The 25,796-nt window shown below is 67.3% G+C and carries 23 protein-coding genes and 1 tRNA gene; 13 read left to right on the top strand and 11 right to left on the bottom strand.

Going from position 1 to position 25,796, the window contains the following annotated elements; genetic code table 11:
- Window positions 1–41 precede the first annotated feature (41 nt).
- The 4 genes from ACOHX0_RS02730 to ACOHX0_RS02715 all read right to left on the bottom strand — a co-directional run bounded on the left by ACOHX0_RS02730 (window position 42) and on the right by ACOHX0_RS02715 (window position 4,006).
- A tRNA-Thr gene (locus tag ACOHX0_RS02730) sits at window positions 42–117 on the bottom strand.
- Between the two features lie 72 nt (window positions 118–189).
- Window positions 190–1,710 carry a heme biosynthesis protein HemY gene (locus ACOHX0_RS02725; protein ID WP_420675112.1) on the bottom strand — a complete coding sequence of 507 codons (1,521 nt, stop codon included), beginning with the start codon at window positions 1,708–1,710 and terminating at the stop codon, window positions 190–192.
- Window positions 1,711–1,723: 13 nt separating this feature from the next.
- The gene (locus ACOHX0_RS02720) at window positions 1,724–3,229 is read right to left on the bottom strand and encodes a COG4223 family protein (protein ID WP_420675111.1); all 1,506 of its coding nucleotides are present in this window, start codon (window positions 3,227–3,229) and stop codon (window positions 1,724–1,726) included.
- A 51-nt stretch (window positions 3,230–3,280) separates the two neighbouring features.
- On the bottom strand, window positions 3,281–4,006 hold the full coding sequence (locus tag ACOHX0_RS02715; protein WP_420675110.1) for a uroporphyrinogen-III synthase: 726 nt from the start codon (window positions 4,004–4,006) through the stop codon (window positions 3,281–3,283).
- A gap of 71 nt (window positions 4,007–4,077) precedes the next feature.
- Between ACOHX0_RS02715 and tsaD the strand changes: the two genes are divergently transcribed.
- The 5 genes from tsaD to ACOHX0_RS02690 are packed head-to-tail and all read left to right on the top strand — an operon-like array spanning window position 4,078 to window position 7,268.
- Window positions 4,078–5,175, top strand: coding sequence for a tRNA (adenosine(37)-N6)-threonylcarbamoyltransferase complex transferase subunit TsaD (tsaD, locus tag ACOHX0_RS02710; protein ID WP_420675109.1), 1,098 nt, complete (start codon window positions 4,078–4,080; stop codon window positions 5,173–5,175).
- On the top strand, window positions 5,172–6,134 hold the full coding sequence (locus ACOHX0_RS02705; protein WP_420675108.1) for an NAD(P)H-dependent glycerol-3-phosphate dehydrogenase: 963 nt from the start codon (window positions 5,172–5,174) through the stop codon (window positions 6,132–6,134). The genes tsaD and ACOHX0_RS02705 overlap by 4 nt, the downstream gene beginning before the upstream one ends.
- Before the next feature lies 1 nt (window position 6,135).
- Window positions 6,136–6,408 carry a YciI family protein gene (locus ACOHX0_RS02700; protein ID WP_420675107.1) on the top strand — a complete coding sequence of 91 codons (273 nt, stop codon included), beginning with the start codon at window positions 6,136–6,138 and terminating at the stop codon, window positions 6,406–6,408.
- Window positions 6,408–6,830, top strand: coding sequence for an EVE domain-containing protein (locus ACOHX0_RS02695; RefSeq protein ID WP_420675106.1), 423 nt, complete (start codon window positions 6,408–6,410; stop codon window positions 6,828–6,830). Before ACOHX0_RS02700 ends, ACOHX0_RS02695 begins: the two co-directional genes overlap by 1 nt.
- A 42-nt stretch (window positions 6,831–6,872) precedes the next feature.
- Entirely contained in the window at window positions 6,873–7,268 is a 396-nt protein-coding gene (locus ACOHX0_RS02690; protein ID WP_420675105.1) for a DUF1761 domain-containing protein, read from the top strand.
- Window positions 7,269–7,589: 321 nt separating this feature from the next.
- On the opposite strand, the gene ACOHX0_RS02685 is transcribed toward ACOHX0_RS02690, so the two are convergent.
- The 4 genes from ACOHX0_RS02685 to ACOHX0_RS02670 form a co-directional block, all read right to left on the bottom strand.
- Window positions 7,590–7,931, bottom strand: coding sequence for a DUF2853 family protein (locus ACOHX0_RS02685; protein WP_420675104.1), 342 nt, complete (start codon window positions 7,929–7,931; stop codon window positions 7,590–7,592).
- A 178-nt stretch (window positions 7,932–8,109) separates the two neighbouring features.
- Window positions 8,110–8,748: a PRC-barrel domain-containing protein gene (locus tag ACOHX0_RS02680; RefSeq protein WP_420675103.1), complete on the bottom strand. Its 639-nt coding sequence runs from the start codon at window positions 8,746–8,748 to the stop codon at window positions 8,110–8,112.
- 213 nt (window positions 8,749–8,961) lie between these two features.
- Window positions 8,962–10,350 carry an adenosylhomocysteinase gene (gene ahcY, locus ACOHX0_RS02675; protein ID WP_420675102.1) on the bottom strand — a complete coding sequence of 463 codons (1,389 nt, stop codon included), beginning with the start codon at window positions 10,348–10,350 and terminating at the stop codon, window positions 8,962–8,964.
- Window positions 10,351–10,487: 137 nt separating this feature from the next.
- Window positions 10,488–10,805: a hypothetical protein gene (locus tag ACOHX0_RS02670; protein WP_420675101.1), complete on the bottom strand. Its 318-nt coding sequence runs from the start codon at window positions 10,803–10,805 to the stop codon at window positions 10,488–10,490.
- A 233-nt stretch (window positions 10,806–11,038) separates the two neighbouring features.
- Here ACOHX0_RS02670 and ACOHX0_RS02665 point away from each other — a divergent pair, with 233 nt between their 5' ends.
- Window positions 11,039–11,635: an HD domain-containing protein gene (locus ACOHX0_RS02665; protein ID WP_420675100.1), complete on the top strand. Its 597-nt coding sequence runs from the start codon at window positions 11,039–11,041 to the stop codon at window positions 11,633–11,635.
- Window positions 11,636–11,681: 46 nt separating this feature from the next.
- On the opposite strand, the gene ACOHX0_RS02660 is transcribed toward ACOHX0_RS02665, so the two are convergent.
- From ACOHX0_RS02660 to ACOHX0_RS02650, 3 genes are all read right to left on the bottom strand, one after another.
- The gene (locus tag ACOHX0_RS02660; RefSeq protein WP_420675099.1) at window positions 11,682–12,866 is read right to left on the bottom strand and encodes a glycosyltransferase 61 family protein; all 1,185 of its coding nucleotides are present in this window, start codon (window positions 12,864–12,866) and stop codon (window positions 11,682–11,684) included.
- Between the two features lie 6 nt (window positions 12,867–12,872).
- Window positions 12,873–13,427 (bottom strand): ActR/PrrA/RegA family redox response regulator transcription factor, encoded by a 555-nt coding sequence (locus ACOHX0_RS02655; protein ID WP_420675098.1) that lies wholly within the window; start codon window positions 13,425–13,427, stop codon window positions 12,873–12,875.
- 78 nt (window positions 13,428–13,505) lie between these two features.
- Window positions 13,506–14,132, bottom strand: coding sequence for an SCO family protein (locus ACOHX0_RS02650; RefSeq protein ID WP_420675097.1), 627 nt, complete (start codon window positions 14,130–14,132; stop codon window positions 13,506–13,508).
- 116 nt (window positions 14,133–14,248) lie between these two features.
- Between ACOHX0_RS02650 and regB the strand changes: the two genes are divergently transcribed.
- The 7 genes from regB to addA all read left to right on the top strand — a co-directional run bounded on the left by regB (window position 14,249) and on the right by addA (window position 25,796).
- Complete coding sequence (gene regB, locus ACOHX0_RS02645; RefSeq protein WP_420675096.1) at window positions 14,249–15,670, top strand: sensor histidine kinase RegB; 1,422 nt, start codon at window positions 14,249–14,251, stop codon at window positions 15,668–15,670.
- Between the two features lie 89 nt (window positions 15,671–15,759).
- On the top strand, window positions 15,760–17,307 hold the full coding sequence (locus tag ACOHX0_RS02640) for a PAS-domain containing protein (RefSeq protein WP_420675095.1): 1,548 nt from the start codon (window positions 15,760–15,762) through the stop codon (window positions 17,305–17,307).
- Window positions 17,308–17,356: 49 nt separating this feature from the next.
- A complete protein-coding gene (tsaE, locus tag ACOHX0_RS02635; protein ID WP_420675094.1) occupies window positions 17,357–17,833 on the top strand; it encodes a tRNA (adenosine(37)-N6)-threonylcarbamoyltransferase complex ATPase subunit type 1 TsaE in 477 nt (158 codons plus the stop codon).
- Entirely contained in the window at window positions 17,830–18,828 is a 999-nt protein-coding gene (locus ACOHX0_RS02630) for an aminoglycoside phosphotransferase family protein (RefSeq protein WP_420675093.1), read from the top strand. The genes tsaE and ACOHX0_RS02630 overlap by 4 nt, the downstream gene beginning before the upstream one ends.
- Window positions 18,828–19,520 carry a nucleotidyltransferase family protein gene (locus ACOHX0_RS02625; RefSeq protein ID WP_420675092.1) on the top strand — a complete coding sequence of 231 codons (693 nt, stop codon included), beginning with the start codon at window positions 18,828–18,830 and terminating at the stop codon, window positions 19,518–19,520. The genes ACOHX0_RS02630 and ACOHX0_RS02625 overlap by 1 nt, the downstream gene beginning before the upstream one ends.
- Window positions 19,510–22,443, top strand: a complete 2,934-nt coding sequence (gene addB, locus ACOHX0_RS02620) for a double-strand break repair protein AddB (protein WP_420675091.1) — start codon at window positions 19,510–19,512, stop codon at window positions 22,441–22,443. Before ACOHX0_RS02625 ends, addB begins: the two co-directional genes overlap by 11 nt.
- Window positions 22,440–25,796 (top strand): double-strand break repair helicase AddA, encoded by a 3,357-nt coding sequence (gene addA, locus ACOHX0_RS02615; RefSeq protein WP_420675090.1) that lies wholly within the window; start codon window positions 22,440–22,442, stop codon window positions 25,794–25,796. Before addB ends, addA begins: the two co-directional genes overlap by 4 nt.

The raw sequence follows: 25,796 nt of genomic DNA, 5'->3' as shown, positions 1-25,796 counted from the left end.
GCGGGAAACGGCCCTTGGGAGAGGGTGGTCTGGCAAGGAGGTGGTGCCGCTGAAGGGACTCGAACCCCCGACCCCATCATTACGAATGACGTGCTCTACCAGCTGAGCTACAGCGGCGCCCGGAACCGGCTTGCGGTTCGATAGGCTTATGCGGCGCGCTTTAGCATTGGCGCGCCGCCTGGGAAAGCCCTAATTGGCGGCTTTCGGTGTCTCCGCACCCTCATGGGCGGGTCCCGGCTGTTCCGTTTCGGGTTCTGGGGCAGGTTCTCCGGCAGGTTCTGCGGTGGCGGTCAGCAGATCCTCGTCCGGCGCCTCCCCGGCTTCCGGCACATCCGGCCGGCCGGTGAGCAGAGGCAGCACATGCGCAGAGGCGAGGCTCGCGGTTTCCGGCGTCTCCGGGCGTTGCCAGGCCAGCGTGTCGAAGCTTGCGCAATGCTCGCAGACCGGCACCCATTCGGCGTGGATATGATTGCAGTTGCTGCACACCCACTGCGGCCCGCGCGGCGCGGTCAGCGCCCGGGTGAGCCAGCCCTGCACCACCTTGTCGCCGGCGCCTTCACCGCGCTCGATGGCTGCCATCAGCGTCAGCGCGCGGGTGTCGGGGGCGCGCTCGGGCAGGTCGCCAAGCCAGCGGCGGGCCTCCGGGAAATCCTCCGCCACGATGTTCAGCTCGGCCATCACCAGCCGGGTTTCCGCGTGATGCGGCGCCAGACGGGCCAGGTGCTCGAAACGCTGCACCCGGGCCGAGGGGCTCTCCTCCGGATCGATCGCGGCAAAGGCCTGCGCCAGATCCGGATGCGGCTGGGTCTCCCAGGCCTTTTTCAGGAGGCGCACGGCCGGGCGCGTCTTGCCCTTGGCCACATAAGCGCGCGCCGCCAGCGCGGCTGCGGGCACCAGATCGGGCGACAGGCGGTTGGCCTCGATCGCCTGGTCCTGCTGCTCGGGCGTGGCGGTGCCGTCGAGGATCGCGCGCGAGGAAGACAGCGCCAGCACAGCATCGCGGCGCTTGTAGACGTCGCGCGGCAGGGTGCCGGTCTTGAGCTTGGTCGCCAGCGTCTTGCGGGCGCCGGACCAGTCCTCGGCCTGGGCCTGCAGCCGCAACAGAGCGTCCTGCACTTCCTCGTGGCGCGGGCGCAGCGCCAGCGCCTTCTCGGCCAGCTGGCGCGCGGTCTCGCTGTCACCTTCGGAGAGCTTCTGCCGCATGATGCCGCGCACCCCGACAAAGCGGGTGGACTGGTTTGCCAGCAGGCGCTTGTAGGCCTCCGCGGCCTTGTGGGTGTCGCCCGTCATCTCCGCCGCCTGGGCAGTAAGCAGGTCGGTCAGCTCAGGCTTTTGCAGGTATTTCTCCGCCCGCGCCGCCTTGGCCATTGCCAGCCGCCCCTCGCCCGAGGCCAGCGCCATCAGGCCGTCGGACAGCGCCTTGAAGCCCTTACGCTCGCGGCCCTTGTCGAAATAGCGCGACAGGGCGGTTTCATCGCCATTGAGGAAATGCAGCGTCGCCGCCAGCAGCGACAGCAGCTTGAAGAACAGCCAGACCAGCAACACCAGAACCGCCAGCGCAATCACCGATTGCAGCGCGCTCAGCGTGTATTCGGTGCCCGCAACGGTGATCTGCACACCGCCCGCGGTTTCCATCAGAAGCGACGCGCCAAAGGCAAGGACCGCAACGATCGCGACAAAAACGAGGATCTTCAACAGGGACCAGAGCATATCGGCGGCTTCCTTATTTGTCGTTCAGGCGTTGGGCCAGATCATCGGCGGCGGCTACCGCGGCCAGGCGCGCCTTGGCGGCGGCCTCCCAGCCGGAGAGCGCTTCGCGGGCCTTTGCGGGCAGCAACTCCAGCCCCTCCAGGGCATCGCCCAGGTTGCCGGCCTTCACGGCCGCCTCGGCGCGTGACAATACAGCGTCCGGATCGTCGCCCTCGCGCGGCGCAACCGAGCGTGCGCCCAGCTGGCGCTGGAAATAGGCGGTGATGCCGCCGGTGCCATCGCCTTCGTCGCGGGCCGCGGCCAGCGCCTCCCGTGCGGCGGGGGCGAAACTGTCGCGCAGGCTGGCAAGCGTCGCAACGCCAGTATCGGCATGGGCGGCCAGCGCCTCGGGCACCTCGACGCCAACAGCGCCCAAATCCGCGATCACGCCGGTATAGCTGCTGCCCGTTTCCAGCGCGCCGCGCAGCCGCGCCATCATGGTGCGGGCGCTGGCCAGGCGGGCGGTCTCGGCGCTGGCGGCCTCGGCGGCGCGGGCTTCCTGCAGCATCGCCTCCACCTCGGCGCGCTGCGCGGTGAAGCTTTCCTGAAGCTTGGCCAGCTCACTCTCGAAAGCCTCCACCGCACCGGCAGAAGCGCCCTCGGTCAGCGGCCGGGTTTCCAGCTCGGCCAGGCGGGTGTTGAGCGCCTCGATCTCGGCGGCAAGCGCATCGCCGTTGCCGCCCTGCTCCGGACTCACGCCCTCAAGGCTGGCGGCCAGCTCGTCCACACGCTGCTCAAGCGGCCGCAAGTCGGTCACCGGGCGGGCGGCGGCGTCTTCCTGAAGCTCCGCCACTTGCGCCTCCAGCTTGGCCTGCGCCTCGGCCAGGGCGGCGAGTTCGGCACTGTTGCCGGATTTCAGGCTCGCCGGCAGGACCTGATCGAGCAGCCCCGCCTGCCCTGCGGCAAAGCCCAGCACCGCAGCCACGGCCCCGCCCAGCAGCGCGGCGCCAAAGCCACCGCGTCTTTCCACGATGTGTTCCGCGGGCACGGGCGCCGCAACGGCAGAGGGGGCCTCGGCGCGGCCGGTGTCTGCAGCGCCGGGGCCGGAAGCGCCGGAATCCGCGGAGCCGGAGGCATATGCAGCGCCGGTGCGGCCCGTCTCTTCCAGAGCCGCCGGTTCTTCCTCCCCGGCGGCTTCCTCCGCTTCCGTGGCGGGCATGATCGCCGGGTCGGCCAGCGTGGCGTCCTCACCGGTGTCCGCTTCCCCTGCGGTCTCGGTCTCGGTCTCGGTCTCGGTCTCGGTCTCGGTCTCGGTCTCGGTCTCGGTCTCGGTCTCGGTCTCGGTCTCGGTCTCGGTCTCGGTCTCGGTCTCGGTCTCGGTCTCGGTCTGAGAAGACTCTTGCGGCGTCTCCGCGTCAACCGCCTCAGCGGTGCCCTCATCCGGCCGGCCTGGGGCGCCGGTGTCCGAAGCGGCTTTATCGCCCTCCGGTGCGGCGGGGCCGGGCTCGTTCAATTCTTCCGGAGTTTTCTTGTCAGCCACGCCGGCCTCCCCTCAGATTACCAAATTCATTTGCGCGAACACCCCGGGACACTACTGCGCAGCCCCCCCGTCCTCAAGCCGCCGCAGACCGGCTGCGGCATCCTGGACAGCTTGCGCCATGGCCCCGGCATCCGGCGAAGTACATACCTGCAACGCCTTGCAATTCAAGCCTTTCAATGGCTCCGCCACCGCCAGGCTAAGAGCGATCAGGTGCAGATTGGGCGCCGTTGCGCAGAATCCGGCAAACTGCCGCGCGGTCCTGGGCGAGAAAAGCGGCACGATGACACCGTCGCGCGCCGCCAGCGCCTCAAGCGCCCGGGCACTCAGCGGTTTCAGCTCCTGACGGTAAACGATCTGCTCGCGGCATTCGTTCCCGGCCGCAGCCAGCCGCTGCGCAACCTCGCCGCGGGCATGGCTGCCGCGCAGATGCAAGAGCGGGCCGGGCGGCTTGTGCCGCACAAGATCCGCCACCAGTTCCTCCGCGGTGGCACCGGCACGGACCGCCTGCCAGCCCTCTGCCGCCGCGGCCGCTGTGGTGCGGGGGCCGACGCAATAGGCAGGCAGCCGCCGGCCGGTTTCACGTGAAGCGGCCGCCACGCCGTTTGCTGAGGTGAAGATCACCGCCCGGGCGGGGCCCAGATCCAGCGGCCCGGCAAGGGGTTCGATCGAGATCAGCGGCGCATAGATAACCTCCACCCCCTCCAGCGCCGCCTCCGGCAGGCTGGCCACGAACCGCTGCGCCGCCTCCAGCGGGCGCGTCATCAACAGGCCCGCCATCACTTGCTCCCAGTTGTTTGCTCGCCGTTAAGGTGGTAGCCCCGGCATCAATTCAATGCAACGGTAAGACCATGACAAAGACCCTGACCATACTGGGGCTGGAAAGCAGCTGTGACGACACCGCCGCCGCGGTGGTGCGGCAAGCGGCGGAAGGCCGGCCGCAGGTCCTGTCCTCGGTGGTGTTCGGCCAGACCGAGCTGCACAGCGCCTATGGCGGGGTGGTGCCGGAAATCGCCGCCCGTGCCCATGCCGAAAAGCTCGACATCTGCGTGCGCGAGGCGCTGGCGGAGGCCGGTGTCACGCTGGCCGGGCTGGATGCGGTGGCGGTGACCGCCGGGCCGGGGCTGATCGGCGGGGTAATGTCGGGCGTGATGTGCGCCAAGGGGATTGCCGCCGCCACCGGCCTGCCGCTCATCGGCGTGAACCACCTGGCGGGCCATGCGCTGACGCCGCGGCTGACCGATGGCATCGCCTACCCTTACCTGATGCTGCTGGTGTCCGGCGGCCATTGCCAGTTCCTGATCGCGCACGGGCCGGAGCATTTCTCCCGGCTGGGCGGCACCATCGACGACGCCCCGGGCGAGGCCTTCGACAAGACCGCGCGGCTGCTGGGCCTGCCCCAGCCCGGCGGACCCTCGGTGCAGGCCGAGGCGGAAGGCGGCGATGCGAAGCGTTTCCGCTTCCCGCGCCCGCTGATGGACCGGGACGATTGCAACCTGTCCTTCTCGGGGCTGAAGACCGCGCTGTTGCGGATGCGCGATCAGATCGTGGCGGAGAAAGGCGGGCTCACGCGGCAGGACCGGGCCGACCTCTGTGCCGGATTCCAGGCCGCGGTGGTGGATGTTCTGGCGGCAAAGACCCGCCGGGCGCTGGCGCTTTACCTTAAGGAGAACCCGGCCCAGCCGACGGTGGCCGTGGCTGGCGGGGTGGCGGCAAATACCGCGATCCGCGCCGCGTTAGAGACGGTTTGTGCCGAAGCTGGTGCGGCCTTCACCGCCCCGCCGCTCAGTCTCTGCACCGACAACGCGGCGATGATCGCCTATGCCGGCCTGGAGCGGTTCAAGGCCGGCGCGCGCGACGGGCTGGAGCTGACCGCGCGGCCGCGCTGGCCGCTGGATCAGAGCGCGCCGGCGCTGATCGGCTCGGGCCGCAAGGGGGCCAAGGCATGAGCGTCGCAGTCCTCGGCTCCGGCGCATTTGGAACGGCGCTGGCGATCTCGCTGGCGGGGAACGGGCCGGTCATGCTCTGGGCGCGCGACGCGGAACAGGCCGCGGAAATGCAGCACAGCCGCCGCAACGAGACCCGCCTGCCCGGCGTGGAGCTGCCCGCGGGGCTGAGCGTCACCGCGGATCTCGGCAAGGCCGCGCAGGCGAAGACCCTGCTCCTTGCGGTGCCGATGCAGAAACTGCGCGGCGCGCTGGAGGCCCATGCGGCGCATCTGGGCGGTAAAACGCTGGTTGCCTGCTGCAAGGGGGTGGAGCTGAAGACCGGACTGGGCCCGGTTGCGGTGATCCGGCAGGTCCTCCCGGACGCCCAGGCGGCGCTGCTGACGGGTCCCAGCTTTGCCGCCGACATTGCTCGCGGCCTGCCCACGGCTTTGACGCTGGCGTGCGAAGACTCCAAGCTGGGCGAGGCGCTGCAGGCCGAGCTGACCACCGCAAACCTGCGGCTTTACCGCACCACGGACACCATCGGCGCCGAGCTTGGCGGCGCCTTGAAGAACGTCATCGCCATCGGCTGCGGTGCAGTGATCGGCGCAGGCCTCGGCGACAGCGCCCGGGCCGCGCTGATGACGCGGGGCTATGCCGAGATGCAGCGCATGGCGCTGGCCTGCGGTGCCAAGGCCGAAACGCTGGCCGGGCTGTCGGGCTTTGGCGATCTCACGCTCACCTGCAGCTCCGAACTGTCGCGCAACTACCGCCTGGGCCTGTCGATCGGCCGCGGCGAAGCCTTCGATTCGAGCATCACGGTGGAAGGTGCCGCAACCGCCCATGCGGTGGCGGAACAAGCGCGGAAAATGCAACTGGATATGCCGATCACCCACACGGTAACCCTTTTGCTCGATCAGCGCTTGACGATTGCGGAGGCGGCGGATCAACTGCTTAAAAGACCGCTAAAAGAGGAATAAAATGCTCATCGCCTTGATTGCCCGCGATAAACCCGGCCATTTGCAGACCCGTCTCGACAATCGCGATGCGCATCTCGCCTATATCAACGACACTGGTTGCGTGGCCCAGGCCGGGCCGCTTCTTGATCAGGACGGCGAAATGGCGGGCTCGCTCATTATCCTCGACGTCGATGACATGGCCGCGGGCGAAGCCTGGGCCGCGGATGACCCCTACAACAAGGCAGGGCTGTTCGAGGCGGTCGAACTGATCACCTGGAAGAAGGTCATCGGCTGATGCGCTACTGGCTGTTCAAATCCGAACCCTCCACCTGGAGCTGGGACGACCAGCAGGCCAAGGGCGATGCGGGCGAGGAATGGGACGGCGTGCGCAACTACCAGGCGCGCAATTTCATGCGCGAAATGAAGATTGGCGACCGCGGCTTCTTCTACCACTCGCAGAAGGAAAAATCCGTGGTCGGCATCGTCGAGGTCTGCGCCGAGGCGCATCCCGACAGCACCACCGAAGACGACCGCTGGGAGTGCGTCGACATCAAGGCGGTGCGCCCCTTCGTGCAAGCGGTGACACTGGATGAGATCAAGGCCGACCCGCGGCTGGAGGAGATGGTGCTGGTCAAGAACTCGCGCCTGTCGGTGCAGCCCGTCACGGCCGGGGAATGGCAGGCCGTCTGCGCGCTGGGGCAGACGGATCCTTCGTAACCTGCCATTCTAACGGCAGATTTCCGGATTTATGGAGCTGACATGGACTTCCTGAGTGTGATTCTGGCGACAATTGCAGCCTTTGCGCTGGGGGCCGGGTATTACGGCGCCCTGGCGAAGCCCTGGATGAAGGCCGCCCGCATCCCGCGCGGCCCCGATGGGCGGCCCGAAGGTGCCGATGACAAGAAGATCTATGCCATCGCCTTTGTGCTGCAGCTGTTTGTGGTCGGCATGATGAGGCACGTGTTTGTGCTGTCGGGGATCGAGACGCTTGGCGCAGGGATTGTCGGCGGCGCAGGGATTGGCCTGTTCTTCATCAGCCCGTGGCTCGCGCTCAACAATCTTTATGGCATGCGGCCCGTGAAGCTGTCGCTGATCGACGGCGGCTATGCCACGCTGGCCTGCGCGGTGATGGGGCTGATGCTGACACTTTTCTGACAAGTCGTGCGGCAAGGATACCTGTCGTCATCCCGGCCTGGGCCCTGGCAGAGGCGGTCCGTGCATGCAGGACCAGCACCACTGCAACCCGGAGGCTGAAAACCAAAAAGGGAAGATCCCGAGGAGACCCAGGACCTTCCCTTCCACCCCGCGTGCTCCTATCCACCACACGCGTATGAAAATCTGGTTCCTGGCCATCCTGGCCGGTGTCTTCAGGTATAGACGCGCGCAGGTTGATTCCGCAAAGCAATAACCAAGACAATGCTCATCAAATGGGAAACGCCCGCAGCGGGGCGCTTCCAAAGACCGGGCTGCGCGGGTTCAGGCGTAGACCGATTCCTTCCCGAAATGCCGGGTCAGGAGGTAGTAAACAACGGCGCGGTACTTGTTGCGCTCCGAGCGGCCGTAGGTCTCCACCGCCTGCTCGATTGCCTGCATCAGCTCTGGCCCGTCGGGCAGGCCCAGCTTCTTGATCAGAAAGTTTTTTTTCACAGTTTCCAGTTCGCCCGGCTGGCTGGAGGCGACGGTAGCGGCATCCGCGTCATAGATCGCCGGGCCGCATCCGATGGCGACCTTGGCGAGCAGGTCCATGTCCGGCTGCACTCCGCATTTGGTCTTCAAATCCTCGGCATACTGCGCGATCAACTTGTCCCGTTTTCCCATGAAATACCCTCCTGTTTACAATAGCCGCCCCCCACGGGGCCTCGCAGAATACCAATAACCTAAAGGCGCGCCGCGGTTCATCAAGCGCGGTTCTTCCTGGCACGGGCCAAAGCCCAGAGCACAAAGGTGAAAAAAGGCGCCCCCGCAGGGGCGCCCCGAAACTATTCCGTTGCAGCGGTTACATGTGCGCCGACAGTTTCTCGTCCTCCGCCAGCGGCGAGATCTGGCTCTCGTCGACCTCCGCCATTGCCTTCAGCCCGGCTTCGGTCTGCGCGCTCAGCTGCAGCTGCTCGTCCTCGATCACCTTGAAGTCCTCCAGCGGGATCGCGACGGTGTGCTCGCCCAGCCCCAGGAAGCCGCCGACACCGACCACACCGGCCAGCTTGCCGCCCTGCTTGATCACATAGTCGATCTCACCAACGTCGCTGCCGTCGGCGCTGAGGACGTTCTTGCCAGTCAGCTCGCCCGCGGTCATGTTTGCGATATCCAGTTCGGCCCCGGCCATCGAGGAGGCATCTGCCATCCCGGACCCGATATCGGTTTCGGCACTAGTCTCCGCCGTGGTGCCGCCCTCGTAGGCAGGCGAGCCCGGCTCTGCGGAGATGTCCGCACCTGCGTTTGCTTCGGCCTCCGCTGCGGCGCCCTGGCCGTCGATCGCGCCCTGCAGATTGCCTTCAGTCTGCAGGGAGCCGGCTGGCGCGCTCTCCTGGCTCACGTCAGCGCCCAGGTCGCTGGAAGCGGCAAAGGCAGGACCGGCGATCAGCGCGGCGGCGGTCACGGAAGCCAGGATACGGGCTTTGGTTTTCAGCGCGGTCATCATCGGTAGAACTCCTTCTGTTTCACTTACCGTCCCCCACCCAACGTCTCGGTCCTGTATGGGTTCCTGCGGGTGCCGCGCGCCGAAGGCCGGGCAAGCGGCTTCCCGCCGCCGCCCCTGCGTCCCGCGCGCAGGTTCCCGCCGGCCGCCGCAAAAAGCAAAAGGCCCCGCCGGGAGAGCGGGGCCTTTGCCAATCTCTGCGCTTGCGGCCGCTCAGTAGCGGTAATGCTCCGGCTTGAACGGGCCTTCCGGAGTGACGCCGATATAAGAAGCCTGCTCGGAGGACAGCTGGGTCAGCTTCACGCCGATGCGCTCCAGATGCAGGCGCGCGACCTTCTCATCGAGATGCTTTGGCAGGATGTAGACCTTGTTCTCGTATTTGTCGCCACGCGTCCACAGCTCGATCTGGGCCAGCACCTGGTTGGTGAAGGAGGCCGACATCACGAAGGACGGGTGGCCGGTGGCGTTGCCGAGGTTCAGCAGGCGGCCTTCGGACAACAGGATGATCCGGTTGCCCGAGGGCATCTCGATCATGTCCACCTGTTCCTTGATGTTGGTCCACTTGTGGTTCTTCAGGTTGGCGACCTGGATCTCGTTGTCGAAGTGGCCGATGTTGCCGACGATGGCCATGTTCTTCATCTCGCGCATGTGCTCGATGCGGATCACGTCCTTGTTGCCGGTGGTGGTGATGAAGATGTCGGCAGTGGCGACAGCGTCTTCCAGCAGAACCACTTCGAACCCGTCCATCGCCGCCTGCAGGGCGCAGATCGGGTCGGCCTCGGTCACTTTCACCCGGGCACCCGCGCCGCGCAGGGAGGCCGCGGAGCCCTTGCCGACGTCGCCATAGCCGCAGACCACGGCGACCTTGCCGGCCATCATGGTGTCGGTGGCGCGGCGGATGCCGTCGACCAGCGATTCCTTGCAGCCGTACTTGTTGTCGAACTTCGACTTGGTGACGGAGTCGTTCACGTTGATCGCCGGGAAGGGCAACTGGCCCTGCTTCACCAATTCATAAAGGCGGTGCACGCCGGTGGTGGTCTCCTCGGAGACGCCCTGGATCGCATCGCGGGTCTTGGTGAACCAGCCCGGCGAGGCTTCCATGCGCTTCTGGATCTGCGCCTTGATGACGGCCTCTTCCTCGGACTGCGGGACGGGGATGATCTCCTCGCCGGCTTCGGCGCGCGCGCCCAGGAGCACGTAGAGCGTCGCATCGCCGCCGTCGTCGAGGATCATGTTGGCGCCCTCGGGGAACTGGAAGGAGCGGTCGAGATAATCCCAATGCTCCTCCAGCGACTGGCCCTTGATGGCAAAAACCGGGATGCCCGCGTCAGCGATTGCGGCGGCGGCGTGATCCTGGGTGGAGAAGATGTTGCACGAAGCCCAGCGCACGTCCGCGCCCAGCGCCACCAGCGTTTCTATCAGCACGCCGGTCTGAATAGTCATGTGCAGCGAACCAACGATGCGGGCGCCCTTCAGGGGCTTGCTGCCGCCGTATTCCGCGCGCAGCGCCATCAGGCCCGGCATCTCGGTTTCGGCGATGTCCAGTTCCTTTCGGCCATAGCCGGCCTGCGCGATATCCTTAACGATGTAATCCCCGGCCATGTTTTGCTCCATATCGGTTACGGGTCGACTTGGAGCTTGGCCTAGCATCGCAGCAGTTTACATTCAACGAAGATGGCGGCGGCCGGGCCGACTTGGCCCGGACCGGCCGGCGAGACAGGCTGCGCAGGCGCTGAAAATCAGCTTGGCGTGCCCAGGTCGGCCACCTCGGTGGCCGGGATGTGGAAGAATTCGGAGCCGGTTGCCACCACGCAGCTGATGCCGTTGGCATGGGTGACAAGAACCGTGAAGGTGCCGGTTTCCTCCGAGGCCCAGACCTCCAGCATGGTGGCGGCGGGCCGGGTCCGTTGCAATCCGCCAACGGTGAGCCGTTCGGAATATCCGCTTTGCAATTTGCTGACCATCACCTCGCGGTCGCCGCAGCTGGCGGCAAAAGCGGGCGGCGCGGTGGCCGCCATGCCAAAGACGAGGCCGATACCCAATACGCGCTTGAACATGACAGTCTCCTTTCCTGTGCGCGATACGTCAGAGAAGGGGTCTGCCATTTGGGGGGCAGTGCCCCTTGCCTACACATAATATTGGGGTTTGGCAGGGGTTTTTCAAATTCACGGGCTGTAAATACAGTGTTTCCATCCGTGTTCCGCCGCCGGGAAACCGGCGCCCCGGCGGCATTGCCCGGCAGGCCAACAGCAGGTAGTCAGAGGTAAAATTGCTGCGACAGGAGGGGCTCATGCCCGCCAAACCTGCCCGCGCCTGGCAGCGCATGCTGTCGGGCCGGCGTCTAGACCTGCTGGACCCGACGCCGATGGATATCGAGATCGAGGACATCGCCCGCGGGCTGGCTTTCGTGGCGCGCTGGAACGGCCAGACCCGCGGCGACTACGCCTATTCGGTGGCCGAGCATTCGCTGCTGGTGGAGGCGCTGTTTGCCCGGATGAACCCCGGCGCGCCGGTCCGCTGGCGGCTGGCGGCGCTGCTGCACGATGCGCCGGAATACGTCATTGGCGACATGATCTCACCGGTGAAGGCCGCGGTTGGCCCCGGCTACGGCGAGCTGGACCGGCGGCTGACCGCCGCGATCCATTTGCGCTTCGGCCTGCCCGCGGCGCTGCCCAAGACGGTGAAGGCGCAGATCAAGCGCGCCGACAAGGTGAGCGCCTGGATGGAGGCGGTGCAGATCGCGGGCTTCTCCGAGGCCGAGGCGAGCCGCTTCTTCGGCCGCCCGCGGCCCGAACTGATGCAGGGGCTTGCCATTGTGCTGCGCCCGCCGATGGAAACCCGCACCGCGCTGCTTGAGCGCCACGCGGATCTGCTTGGCCGGATGTGACGGGCGCGGCGGGGGCGCGCTCAGCGCCGTGCCTTAGCCCCCTGCCTTAGGCCTGAGCCTCGGCCCGCCGCGCACGGCGCGCGTGCCGCAGGGCGCGGATGCGCTGCCGCCTGGCCTCCGGCGCCTCGGTAAAAGCGCTGTTGCCGCCCAGGCCCTTGGCGTCGAGGATGCGCTGCCGGTCGGCATCGCTCAGCTCCGGCCACGCGGCGCCCCGCGCGATGAAGTCCTGCCCCGCCAGCGCCGTGCCGATCGCTGCCAGGTTCAGCTCGCCAAAGCTGAGGCGGCTGGATTTCTGCTTGTGCGCGGGCACCCATTCGGTGCGCAGCGCATCGATCACCAGCGGGTCGCAGCGGCAGAAATGCGCAACGTGATCGGCCAGCAGATTGTTCGCCCCCGCTTGCCGCCGCAGCACCATTGCCACCTTCTGATCGGGCCGGCCCACCATCGCATAGAGATGCAGCGCCGAGCCGTCCGCCGCGACCACCTGCCGCGCCGCCTTGTAGCGGGCCAGCTGGGTGCTGAGGCTGTGTTCCTGCGGATGGAAGATCTCGTAGCCCTCGGCCCGCAGCAAGTCCTCCATCTGCTCTTCGCCCAGAAGCCCGCCCTTGCCGAGACCCAGTTTCGAGCGCGAGATATAGAGTTTCTCTGGCCCCTCGGCTGCCACATCGCGGGCAAAACGGCTGTGGAATGCATTGCGGAACCTGCGGGTGCCTGCGGTAATCCTGCCAAGGCCGAACCCCTGCCCCGGCACCACCAGCTGCTCCGCCTGCAGCGCATGATCCGCCACTTTCAGCGGCAGGCCCGGCGCCATCAGCCCGAGGAATTCATGCTGAAACCCCCGCGTAGCGGCACCGGTGGCGGGGCGTTTCGGGATAAACAGGATACCGTCGACCGGCTGTTCCAGATGCGCCAGCGCCCAGAGCCGGGATGAGCTTTCCACCAAAAAATGCCCGAAATGCGCCCAGAGCACCCCGCCCCAGAGCCAGCGGCCCGGCAGCTGCTCCACCCCGTCGTCCGGACGCGGCGGGGAGGTGGTGATCGGCCGGTAGCGGCGCCAGAGCGCGCCTTCCGCACAATAGCGCCCATCGGCGTGCAGTACCCCCGCCGCCTGCACCAGAGCGCTTTCGCAGGGCGGCACCACATAGGCGCCGGCAAGGGTGGTGATGCCTTCGGACCAGCCGCCGCCGGGCTGCGGCTGGTGTTCCGGGCTGAGGAGGTCCGCCTGCTGCACCCGGGCTTACCGCGGGCTGCGCTTGGCCAGGATGCGCTGCAGCGTGCGCCGGTGCATGTTGAGCCGCCGCGCGGTCTCCGACACGTTGCGGTCGCAGAGCTCATAGACGCGCTGGATATGCTCCCAGCGCACCCGGTCGGCGCTCATCGGGTTTTCCGGCGGCGGCGGCAGCCCGTCATCGCCAGCCAGCAGGGCGTTCATGATGTCGGTGGCATCGGCCGGTTTCGACAGGTAATCCGTGGCGCCGATCTTCACCGCGGCCACCGCGGTGGCAATTGCGCCGTATCCGGTCAGCACCACCACCCGGCTGTCGGGGCGCTTTTCGCGCAGGATTTCCACCACGTCGAGCCCGTTGCCGTCCTCTAGCCGCAGGTCCACCACCGCATAGGCAGGCGGGCGGGCGGTGGCGATGGCGCTGCCCGCGGCAACCGAATCCGCGGTCTCCACCTCGAAGCCGCGCTTCTCCATCGCCTTTGCCAGCCGCCGCAGGAAAGGTTCGTCATCATCGACCAGCAGCAGCGTGTTGTCTGATCCGATGTCCTGCAGAGCAATGTCGGCCATGCCCGGTCCTCCGCCAAATTCTATTGTGCAAGGCAGAATACGACCGGGCAGCCGGAAAGGTCAAACAGCTATGACGTCTCAGCTATTTTCGATGAAGCAGGCGGTCTTCCCGGCGATCTGCTCCGCACTCTCGTCGCGGCGGAAGAACTCGACGAAGCCGTCTTCGGGCAGCACCAGGTAGGAGAAGGTGGAGTGGTCGACCAGATAATAGTCCTCGTCGCCATCGTTCTTCTTGTAGTAGGTCTTGTAGGCCTTGCTCGCTGCCTTGATCTGATCGGGCGAGCCGGTGAGGCCGATCATCTTCTCGTGCAGGTTGCCGGCAAAATCACCCACCGCTTCCGGCGTGTCGCGCTCCGGATCGACCGAGATGAACACCGGCGTCACGCTGTGGCCGCGCTCGGCCAGCAGGTCCACCGCGTCGGCGTTGCGGGCGGAATCCATCGGGCAGACATCGGGGCAGAAGGTATAGCCGAAGTAGACAATCGAGGGCTCGGTGATCACGTCCTGGTCGGTGACTGTTTCCCCCTTGGCGTTGACCAGCTCGAATGGCCCGCCGATGGCGGCGGTGCCGCCGGCGATCTGGCTGCTGCGGCATTGCGCGTATTGATCGCCTCCGCCTCCGCTGCCGCCGCGCGTCAGATACCAGCCCCCCCCGACCAGGGCAGCGACAATCAGGGCGGCAAGAAGAGCATAGAGGCGCGTCATGGGATCACACTTTGACTTGGAGAAGGGTTGTTGATCGTTCCAGGCGCCAGACCTATCAAGAAAACCACCCGATGCAACTGGCGCACGGGGTCACATCTGCGGGAGCAGGCGCAAATATGAGCGATCGCGACATATGGCTGGCAGCCAGCCGGCCAGGCAGCCACTGGATTCGCCTCAGGACCCTGATCCTGCTGCGCTGGGTGGCGATTGCCGGCCAGCTTGCCGCGATCACCGTGGCGCAGCAGATGTACAGCCTGCGGCTGGAGCTGGAGCTGTGCTACCTGGCAGTGGGCATCTCGGTGGCGGGCAACCTGTTGCTGATCTTCGTCTTCCCCGAAAACCGGCGCCTGACGGATTTCGAGAATTTCCTGATGGTGCTGTTCGACCTGTTGCAGCTGTCCTTCCTGCTCTATCTCACCGGCGGTCTCAACAACCCGTTTGCGCTTCTGGTGCTTGGGCCGGTGACGATATCGGCCGCTGTGATGCGGCTGCGCCCGACTCTGATCATCGGCGCCACCGCAGTGATCCTGGTCACCCTGATGGCCGAGTTCCACCTGCCGCTGCGCACCGAACAGGGGTTCCTCCTGCGGGTGCCCGACATCTTCATCTTCGGCAACTGGACCGCCATCGTCATCGCCATCCTGTTCATCGGCGGCTATTCCTTCCGCGTCAGCAACGAAATGCGCTCGATGTCCGAAGCGCTGAGCGCCACCCAGCTGGCGCTGTCGCGGGAGCAGAAGCTGACCGACCTCGGCGGCGTGGTGGCCGCCGCCGCGCATGAGATGGGCACGCCGCTTGCGACCATCAAACTGGCCAGCGCCGAGCTGATCGACGAGCTCGAAGACCGGCCGGACCTGCGCGAGGACGCCGCCCTGATCCGCGAGCAGGCCGACCGCTGCCGCGACATCCTGCGCGGCATGGGCCGGGCCGGCAAGGACGACTTGCACCTGCGCCAGGCGCCCTTTTCCACCGTGGTGAACGAGGCTGCGGAGCCGCACATGCAGCGCGGCAAGGCGGTGCTCTACCACGAAGGCCCGCTGGAGGGCGGCGATTTCCAGCAGCCCACCGTGCAGCGCATGCCTGAGATCATCCATGGCCTGCGCAACCTGGTGCAGAATGCAGTGGATTTCGCCCGGTCCACGGTCTGGATCGACGCCGCCTGGAATGACGAGCGTATCACCCTGCGGATCTGCGACGACGGCCGCGGCTACCCGCCGCAGATGCTGGGCCGGATCGGCGATCCCTTCATGCGGCGGCGGCGCAGCGACAGCGACAGCCGCCAGCGCCCGGAATATGAAGGCATGGGGCTGGGGCTGTTCATCGCCAAGACCCTGCTGGAGCGCACCGGCGCGCAGCTGCGCTTCGCCAATGGCTCGGACCCGTTCCAGACGCTCTGCCCCTATGGCGACCGCTGCGGCGCCATCGTGGAGGTCTCCTGGCCGCGGGCGGCCATCGACGCCCAAGCGGCAGATGGCGCCGAAACAGGAGCCGACAACGGCCGGGGCGGGCTTGGAGAGAACAAACCGATAGAATTTTAACTATTCATTTTTCGGCAACCAATTAAACTTGATTTAACCATTTACGGGGAACCATGCGGAAAAACGATAGCTAACCGAGGCAGGACGACATGCAAGACATCGTTTCGATCGAATGGTTTGTACTGGCGGTGATGTGCGCCGCCACCGCGGCCGCTGCCGTCTGGTGGCTGTCGCCGTCCCCGGGCCGCCACGGGCTGGAGCAGGACCTGCTCGCCAGCGACGGGCGCACCGATGCGGTATTCCTGTTCGACGACACCACGCTGATCGGCTGGTCCTCCGGAGCGCGCAAGTTCATCGGCGACCAGGCCGAAAATTTCAGCTGGGCCATGCTGCGCGACCAGCTGGCGCGCAGCTACCCCGGCCTGCCGCAGTCGCCGGGCTTCCTCAAGGACGTGGGCCCGCTGGTGCTCTCCGGCACCGCCACCGCCGAAAGCCGCGAGGCGCATTGCGAATGGATCGACGGCGTGACCCGGGTGCAGCTGCGCCGCAGCACGCTGGAAGAGCAGAACAAGTCGCTCGACCAGGAGCTCACCACCCTGCGCGCCGCGGTGCATCAGGCGCCCTACCCCGTCTGGCTGCAATCGGACGAAGGCCACGTCACTTGGACCAACCTGGCCTATGACAACCTCAGCCAGAAGATCCGCGGCCGCGATGCCGATTTCGCCGAACCGCTGTTTGCCGACCTCGAGGATCCGATGGCCAGCGGCAAGCCCGAGCGCATCTCGATCCCGCTGCCGGAGACGAAAAAGAAGCTGTGGTACAACATCTCCACCACCGAGACCGAGGCCGGCTGGTTGTGCCACGCGGTCGATGTGAACGCGGTCGTCGATGCCGAGGTCGCCCAGCGCAATTTCGTGCAGACTCTGGCCAAGACCTTTGCCCAGCTCTCGATCGGCCTTGCGATCTTTGACCGCAACCGCCAGCTGGTGCTGTTCAACCCGGTGCTGATCGACCTCACCGCGCTGCCTGCGAATTTCCTCTCCTCGCGCCCCAACCTGCTCAGCTTTTTCGACCGGCTGCGCGACCAGCGCATGATGCCCGAGCCCAAGAACTACTCGAGCTGGCGCCATCAGATGGCCGATGTTCTGGAAGCCGCCGCTGAGGGCCGCTACCAGGAGACCTGGTCGCTGCCCTCGGGCTCGGTCTACAAGGTTTCTGGCCGGCCGCATCCCGATGGCGCCATCGCCTTCCTGTTCGAGGACATCACCGCCGAGATCACCCTTACCCGCCAGTTCCGCTCCGAGCTGGAGATGGGCCAGTCGATCATGGACCAGATGGACGAGGCGATTGCGGTCTTTGCCGGCGACGGCACCATGAGCTTCTCCAACCGGGCCTATCACGAGCTGTGGCGGATGGACCCGGAAACGAGCTTTGCCAAGGTCTCGATCATGGATGCCAGCCGGGTCTGGCAGGACACCTGCGCGCCAACCCCCGCCTGGGGCGAGATCCGCGACTTCACCGCCGGCGGCGAGACGCGCGAACCCTGGTGGTGCCAGGTCCAGCTGCGCGATGGCACGCCGCTGATCTGCAAGGTCTCCGCCATCCAGAACGGCGCCACCATGGTGAGCTTCCGCCTGCCCGAAATCGCGGCCGCACCGGCCGGGCAGGAGCGCTTTCCCGCGATCGGCCAGGGCTGAGCCGGGAAACCGGCTTGCGGCGGCTCCGCCACGGCGGCATTCTACCGCCATGATCACGAGCCCTGCGCGCCTGACGCTGAACTCACCGGAAGAAACAGCCGAGCTGGCTGGACAGATCGCCGGGGCCCTGCGCCCCGGCGATTGCCTGTTGCTGGATGGCCCGATCGGCGCCGGAAAGACCCATTTCGCCCGCCACCTGCTGCAAACACTGATGCCGGTGCCGGAGGACGTCCCCTCCCCCACCTTCACCCTGGTGCAGACCTACGAGGTGCCCGGGGGTGAGGTCTGGCACGCCGATCTCTACCGGCTCACCAGCCTGGACGAGGTCGAGGAGCTGGGCCTCACCGCCGCCTTCGACGAGGCGGTCTGCCTGGTGGAATGGCCGGACCGGCTGGCCGAATTGACGCCCGCCCATGCGCTCACCCTGTCGCTGGCCCCCGATCCCGAACACGAAGACCGCCGCCATCTGCGCCTCGCCTGGAGCGACGCCAAGTGGCAGCCCCTGATGGAGCGCCTATTCGCATGACCGACCGCGCCGCCGCCTGCGAAACCTTTCTTGCCGATGCGGGCTATGCCGGTTGGCGCCGCGCGCCCCTGGCCGGCGATGCCTCCAACCGCCGCTACGAGCGGCTGACCGGTGCCGGCGCCCGCAGCGTGGTGCTGATGGACGCGCCGCCTGAGAAGGGCGAGGACGTGCGGCCCTTCGTGCGGATCGCCCGCTATCTGACCGCACAGGGCCTGAGCGCGCCGGAAATCCTCGCCGCGGATGAGGCCCGGGGCTTCCTGCTGCTGGAGGATCTGGGCGACGACCTCTTTGCCCGGGTGATCGCCGCTGATCCCTCGCTGGAACGCCCGCTCTACGAGGCCGCCACGGACGCGCTGGCGGCCCTGCACGCGGCCCCGCTGCCGGACCTGGAACCCTACGGCCCCCGGCTGATGGCGGAGATGTCGGGCCTGGCGCTGACGAAATACCGCGCGGGCATTTTCGGTTCCGCGGACGCAGACCTGCAGGCGCGGTTCGAGAACAGTTTCGAGGACATTCTGCGGGAAACCGTGACAGGCGATCCGGTGCTGGTGCAGCGGGATTACCACGCCGAGAACCTGCTCTGGCTGCCCCAGCGCGCAGGCGTCGCCCGCGTGGGCCTGCTGGACTTTCAGGACGCCCGTTCCGGCCACCCGGCCTACGACCTGGTGTCGCTCCTGCAGGACGCCCGCCGCGACGTGACGCCCGCTGTCGAGATGCAGATGATCGAACGCTATCTCGCCGCCACCCGCACGGATGAAACCGGCTTCCGCACGGCCTATGAGGTGCTGGGTGTGCAGCGCAACCTGCGCATTCTCGGCGTCTTTGCCCGGCTCAGCCTCGACTACGGCAAGCCGCATTACATCGGCCTGATCCCGCGGGTCTGGGCGCATTTCATCCGCGGGCTGGAACACCCCGCGCTGGCGCCCGTTGCGGCTCTGTTGCGGGACAATCTGCCGGAACCCACGCCGGAAAACCTGAACAAGCTGAGGCGCTGATGCAGGACACGCCTGATTCCGTCATGCTGTTCGCGGCCGGTTTCGGCACCCGGATGAAGGAGCTGACCCGCGACCGCCCCAAGCCGATGATCGAGGTCGCCGGCCGGCCGCTGATCGCCCATGCGCTGGACCTGGCGCGAGGAGTCGACCCGCGCCGGGTGGTTGCAAACCTGCATTACAAGCCGGAGCCGCTTCGCGCCTATCTAGAGCCACATGACGTGGCCTTGAGCCACGAGACGCCCGAGATCCTCGACACCGGCGGCGGGCTGCGCCAAGCCCTGCCGCTATTGGGCGGAGGGCCGGTGTTTACCCTGAACACCGATGCGATCTGGAAAGGCCCGAACCCGCTGGCACTCGCCCGCGCGGCCTGGGACCCGGAGCGGATGGATGCGCTCCTGGTCTGCGTGCCGCTGGCCCGAACGCGCGGCCGCAAGGGTGCGGGGGACTTCGGCACCGACACGGAGGGCCGCCTGCACCGGGGCGGCGATCTGGTCTATGGCGGCGCGCAGATCGTGAAAACGGACGCGCTTGCGGAAATCCCCGAACGCGCCTTTTCGCTGAACCTTCTGTGGAACCGCATGGGGGAAGCCGGCCGGCTGTTCGGGCTGGAATATCCCGGCCACTGGTGCGATGTGGGCCACCCTGAAGGCATCCGGACCGCCGAGGAGCTGATTGCAGCCGATGATGTTTGAGCCCAGCCCCAAGCCACGCCTCTTTGCCCTGCCCTGCGGGGTGGATTTCCCGAAAGCCCTTGTTCAGGGCCTGATTTCGCGCAGCCCGGGCCTGCCGCCCGAAGCGCTGGCCCGGGCCGAGCTGATCGTGAACACCGCCCGCATGGCGCGGCGCGTTCGGAGCCTGTTCGATCAAGGCCCCGCGATGCTGCTGCCGCGGCTGTCGCTGCTGACCGACCTGGCCGAACGCGCGGCCCCTGGCAGCCTGCCGCCCGCCCTGCCCCCGCTGCGGCGCCGGCTGGAGCTGGCGCAGCTGATCGCAAGGCTCCTGGAGGCCCAGCCCGACCTCGCGGCGCGCGCCTCGCTTTATGACCTCTCCGACAGCCTCGCCGGGCTGATCGACGAGATGCAGAGCGAAGGCGTCACCCCGGAAGATATCCGCAATCTCGACGTCTCCGACATGTCCGGCCATTGGGCGCGGGCGCAGGCCTTCATCGGCATCGCCGACCAGTTCACCGCCCTGCACGAGGGCGCGCTGGACAGCCAGGCCCGGCAGCGCCAGGCGGTGCTTTCTCTCATCGAACACTGGGAGACGTCCCCGCCCCAGCACCCGGTGATCCTCGCAGGCTCCACCGGCTCGCGCGGGACCACGCTGATGCTGATGGAGGCGATTGCCCGCCTGCCCCAGGGCGCCGTCGTGCTGCCCGGCTTCGACTTCGACCAGCCTGCAAGCGTCTGGTCCGGGCTGGACGACCCGATGATCTCGGAAGATCACCCGCAGTACCGGTTCTACCGGCTGATGCGCGACCTGGACCTTGCGCCGCAGGACGTGCGGCCTTGGACCGGTTGCGCCCCCGCCTCGCCCGCGCGCAACCGGCTGGTCTCGCTCGCGCTCCGGCCCGCGCCGGTGACCGACGCCTGGATGAGCGAAGGCCCGCAGCTGGAGGGGTTGGACCGCGCCACCCGGGAAGTCACCTTGATCGAAGCCGCAGGCCCGAGGGCCGAGGCGCTGGCGATCGCGCTGCGGCTGCGGCAGGCAGCGGAGGACGGGCAGACCGCCGCCCTGATCACGCCCGACCGGATGCTGACGCGGCAGGTGGCGGCGGCGCTCGACCGCTGGAACATCCTGCCCGATGACTCCGCAGGCCAGCCGTTGCAACTGTCGCCGCCGGGCCGTTTCCTGCGCCATGTGGCGGGGCTGTTCACCCGGCCGCTCACCTGCGACAGCCTGCTGACGCTGTTGAAACACCCGCTGTCCCATGACGGCGCCGGCCGTGGCGGCCACCTGCGCCAGACCCGCGAGCTGGAGCTCTCCTTGCGCCGCAACGGCCCGCCCTTCCCCGATGCCGCGGCCTTTGCCGCCTTTGGCGAAAGCCGCGAGCTGACGCCGGGCTGGACCTGTTGGCTGAGCCACTGTTTCGATGGCCAGAAAACCGAGTGCGCCCTGCCGCTGACCGAATGGGTGGCGCGCCTGCGCGAACTGGCGGAAGCCATCGCCGCGGGCAGTCAGGCCACAGGCACCGGCACTCTCTGGGACAAGAAGGCGGGCCAGTCCGCGCTTGCGCTGATCGAGGAGCTGGAGGCCCAGGCCCCCCACGGCGGCGAGATGAGCGCTCGCGACTTTGCAGACCTTCTGGGCGCGCTCCTGAGCCAGGGCGAGGTGCGTGACCGCGACGCGCCTTATGGCTCGATCATGATCTGGGGCACTTTGGAAGCGCGTGTGCAGGGCGCCGATCTGGTGATCCTCGGCGGCCTCAATGAGGGCAGCTGGCCCGAGGCGGCAAGCCCCGATCCCTGGCTGAACCGGCAGCTGCGCAACCAGGCGGGGCTGTTGCTGCCGGAACGCCGCATCGGCCTCTCGGCGCATGACTTCCAGCAGGCGGTGGCCGCGCCGGAGGTCTGGCTGACCCGCGCGATTCGCTCGGAAGAAGCCGATACCGTGCCCTCGCGCTGGCTGAACCGGCTCACCAACCTGCTCAAGGGCCTGCCGGATCAGGGCGGGCTCGATGCCTGGCAGAGGATGAAGGCGCGCGGCAACGAATGGCTGGGCTGGGCCGCCGCGCTGGAGGAACCGGCGCCCCTGCCGCCTGCCCCGCGCCCCTCGCCGCGCCCGCCGGTAGCCGCACGTCCGCGGCGCCTGACCATCACAGAAATCCCGCGGCTGATCCGCGACCCTTACGCGATCTATGCCAAACACGTGCTGCGCTTGAAGCCGCTCAATCCGCTGGTGCAGGAGCCGGACGCGTTGCTGCGCGGCATCGTGGTGCATGAGGTGTTCGAGCATTTCATCAAGGACACATTGGCGGACCCAGCCCTGCTGGATGCCGGAACCTTGGTCGAAAAGTCCCGCGCCCTGCTGGAGGAACACGTGCCCTGGCCGGTGGCGCGCATCCTCTGGCTCAGCCGCATCCGCCGCATCGCCGGCGATTTCGTGCAAGGTGAGCAGGAGCGCCAGGCCCGCGCCAGGCCCGTTGCGTTCGAGGCCAAGGGCAGTGCCCGGCTGGATCCTCTGGATTTCACCATCGCCTGCCGCGCCGACCGCATCGACATGGACGACCGCGGCTTCCTGCATCTTTACGACTACAAGACCGGTGCGCCGCCAAGCGAGAAACAGCAGCAGAAGTTCGAGAAACAGCTGCTGATCGAAGCCGCGATGGCCGAGGAAGGCGCCTTTGCAGAGATTGGCCCGGCCGAAGTGGCCCGTGCGCTGTTCATCGGGCTCGGCAGCAGCCTCAAGGAGGTGCGCGCGCCGCTGGAGGAGCACCCGCCCGCCAAGGTCTGGGACGAGCTGCGCACCCTGATCGGTGCCTATTTCGAGCCGGACCAGGGCTACACCAGCCGCCGGATGGTGCATAAGGACGATTTTGCCGGCGATTATGACCACCTCGCCCGCTATGGCGAATGGGACCGCAGCAAGGACGCGGAACCGGAGACCCTGACATGACCCCTCGCGACGCCGCTTCCGAAGCGCAGTTCCGCGCCGCCCGCCCCGATGCCTCCACCTGGCTCGCTGCCAACGCGGGTTCCGGCAAGACCAAGGTACTGACCGACCGCGTTGCCCGGCTGCTGCTGCGCGGAGTGCAGCCGCAGCACATCCTCTGCCTCACTTACACCAAGGCCGCGGCGAGCGAGATGCAGAACCGGCTGTTCAAGCGCTTAGGTGAATGGGCGATGCTGGCGGACGAGAAGCTGATCGCGGCGCTCACCGAACTGGGTGCGGAGGACGTGATCTCCCCCGAGGGCCTCGCGCAGGCGCGCACACTCTTTGCCCGCGCCATCGAGACGCCCGGCGGGCTGAAGATCCAGACCATCCACTCCTTCTGCGCCTCGCTGCTGCGGCGCTTCCCGCTGGAGGCCGGCGTCAGCCCGCAATTCAGCGAAATGGACGACCGCGCGGCCACCCTCTTGCGCGGCGAGATCATGGAGGATTTCGCCCAAGGCCCCGAAGCACCGCTGCTCGATGCGCTGGCCCGCCACGTAAGCGACAGCGATTTCGAGACGCTGACCGCCGCCCTCTGCCAGCGCCGCGCCAATTTCGACCCGCCCTTGGAGCGTGACGCGCTGCTGGAGCTGTTCGGCCTGCCCGCCGGTTTCGACACAGAAGCGCTGGAGGCGCTGGTGTTCCTCGGCGGCGAGGAGGAGCTGTTGCAGCGCACCCGCGCGATGCTGGCCGAAGGCGGCACCACCGACCAGCGCGCCGCGGCCAAGCTGGCGGGCATCGCCCGGCCCTCGCGGGCGGATCTGGACGTGCTGGAAAGCGTCTTCCTCACCGGCACCGGCGCCAAGGCGCCGTTCAGCGCAAAGGTTGGCAGCTTCCCGACCAAGAAGCTGCGCGAGGCGAACCTTGGGCTGATGGACCAGCTGGAGCCGCTGATGCTGCGGATTGAGGACGCCCGCGCCAAACGGCTCGCGCTTTCCGCCGCCCGCAAATCCGCCGATCTGCACCGCTTTGCCGCCGCTTTCCTGCCGGAATACGAACGCCGCAAGCAGCAGCGCGGCTGGCTCGACTTCGACGATCTGATCCTGAAGGCGCGAAAGTTGCTGAACGATCCGGGCGTCGCCGCCTGGGTGCTCTACCGGCTCGACGGCGGCATCGACCACATCCTGGTGGATGAGGCCCAGGACACCAGCCCGGTGCAATGGGACGTGATCGAGAAGCTGGCCCAGGAGTTCACCTCCGGCGAAGGTGCGCGTTCGGATGTGGAGCGCACGATTTTTGTGGTCGGCGACAAGAAGCAGTCGATCTATTCCTTCCAGGGTGCCGACCCGGATGCCTTTGATCGGATGCAGGTGGAATTCGGGCGCCGCCTGGAGGAGACAGGTGCGGGGCTGCAAAACGCCTCGCTCGACTTTTCCTTCCGCTCCTCCGCCGCGATTCTGAAGCTGGTGGACCTGGTGTTCCGCGACAGCCCGCGCGCCGGCTTCCGCAAGGAAGCGCTGCATCAGGCCTTCAAGTCCGACCTGCCCGGCCGTGTCGACCTCTGGCCGGTGGCGGAGAAGACCGAGGACGAGGAAGAGCCCGACTGGACCTCGCCGGTCGACCGCCCCGGCCGCCGCCACCACACGGTGATCCTCGCAGAACGCATCGCCGGCGCGATCAAACAGATGATCGACAGCGGCGTGACCATCCCCGAAGACGGCCCCGAGCGCGGCAGCTTCCAGCGGCGTCCGGTGCAGGCAGGCGATTTCCTGATCCTGGTGCAGCGCCGCTCGGAACTGTTTTCCGAGATCATCCGCGCCTGCAAGAAAGCGGAACTGCCCATCGCCGGCGCCGACCGGCTGAAGGTCGGGGCGGAACTGGCGGTGAAGGACATTGCCGCGCTCCTGCGCTTCCTCGCCTTGCCGGAGGATTCGCTTTCGCTGGCCGAGGCGCTGAAATCGCCCATCTTCGGCTGGAGCGAGCAGAGGCTCTTCGACCTCGCCCACCGGCGCGACGGCCCCTACTTGTGGCCTGCCCTTCGCGACCGGGCGGCGGAGTTCCCGGAAACCCTTGCCGTGCTGGACGATCTGCGCGCGAACGCCGATTTCCTGCGTCCCTACGACCTGATCGAGCGCATCCTGACCCGCCATCAGGGCCGCCAGAAACTGCTGGGCCGGCTCGGGCCGGAGGCCGAGGACGGGATCAACGCGCTGCTGTCGCAGGCGCTGGCCTATGAGCGCTCCGATGTGCCCAGCCTCACCGGTTTTCTGGTCTGGATGCAGACCGACGATCTGGAGATCAAGCGCCAGATGGGCAGCGCGGGCAACATGATCCGGGTGATGTCAGTGCATGGCTCCAAGGGTCTGGAAGCGCCCATCGTGATCCTGCCCGACACCGCCAAGCGCCGCCCGCCCGCCGATCCCGAAATCATGACTGCGGGCGAGGTGCCCCTTTGGAAGGTGCCCAAGGACCAGATGCCGGAGGCGATGCTCGCCGCACGCGACGCTGCGCAGGAGAAGCTCCAGAACGAGCGGCTGCGGCTGTTGTACGTGGCGCTGACCCGGGCGGAGAAATGGCTCATCGTGGCCGCGGCGGGGGATCTGAGCCCGGACGGCAACAGCTGGTACCAGATGGTCGAACGCGCCTTGCAGGACGGCGGCGCTGCGGAATGCGAAATGCCCGGCGGCACCGGTCTGCGCCTGCAGCATGGGGGATGGGACGGGTTGCCGCTGGTGCATCACCCCGTCGCGGAGACCCCAAAACCGGTGCTGCCGGCGTTGTTCCTCCAGTCCGCGCCGCCTTATGCAGCGCCCAGCGCAGCGCTCAGCCCCTCGGATCTGGGCGGCGCCAAGGCGCTGCCGGGCGAAGCCGGGCTGGAAGAGGACGCGGCCAAAACGCGCGGCACAAGGCTGCACCTTCTGCTGGAGCATCTGCCCGGGCGCGCCGAGGCGGACTGGCCCGCCCTGGCCCAGGCGATGCTGCCGGGTGCAGAAGACGGTGGCACACTGCTGGCCGAAGCTGCGGCGGTGCTGCGCAACCCCGATTGCGCCCATGTCTTCCACGCCGAAACCCTGGCCGAGGTGCCCTTCACCGCCGGCCTGCAGGGAGAGCGGATTCACGGCATTATCGACCGGCTGATCCTCACCCCGGACAAGGTGCTTGCGGTGGATTTCAAATCCAATGCGACGGTGCCGCAGAGCCCCGAGGCCTGCCCCGAGGGCCTGCTGCGGCAGATGGGCGCCTATGCCCATGCGCTGGCCCAGATCTACCCCGGGCGGCAGGTGGAAACCGCGCTGCTGTGGACCCGCACCGCCACCCTCATGATGCTGCCACACGATCTTGTGTCAGCGGCGCTCATGCGGCGGTTGGAACCTTGA

This window comes from Cribrihabitans pelagius, assembly GCF_048820915.1.
Lineage (GTDB): Bacteria > Pseudomonadota > Alphaproteobacteria > Rhodobacterales > Rhodobacteraceae > Cribrihabitans_A > Cribrihabitans_A pelagius.
This window is presented reverse-complemented; position numbering and strand designations above follow the sequence as displayed.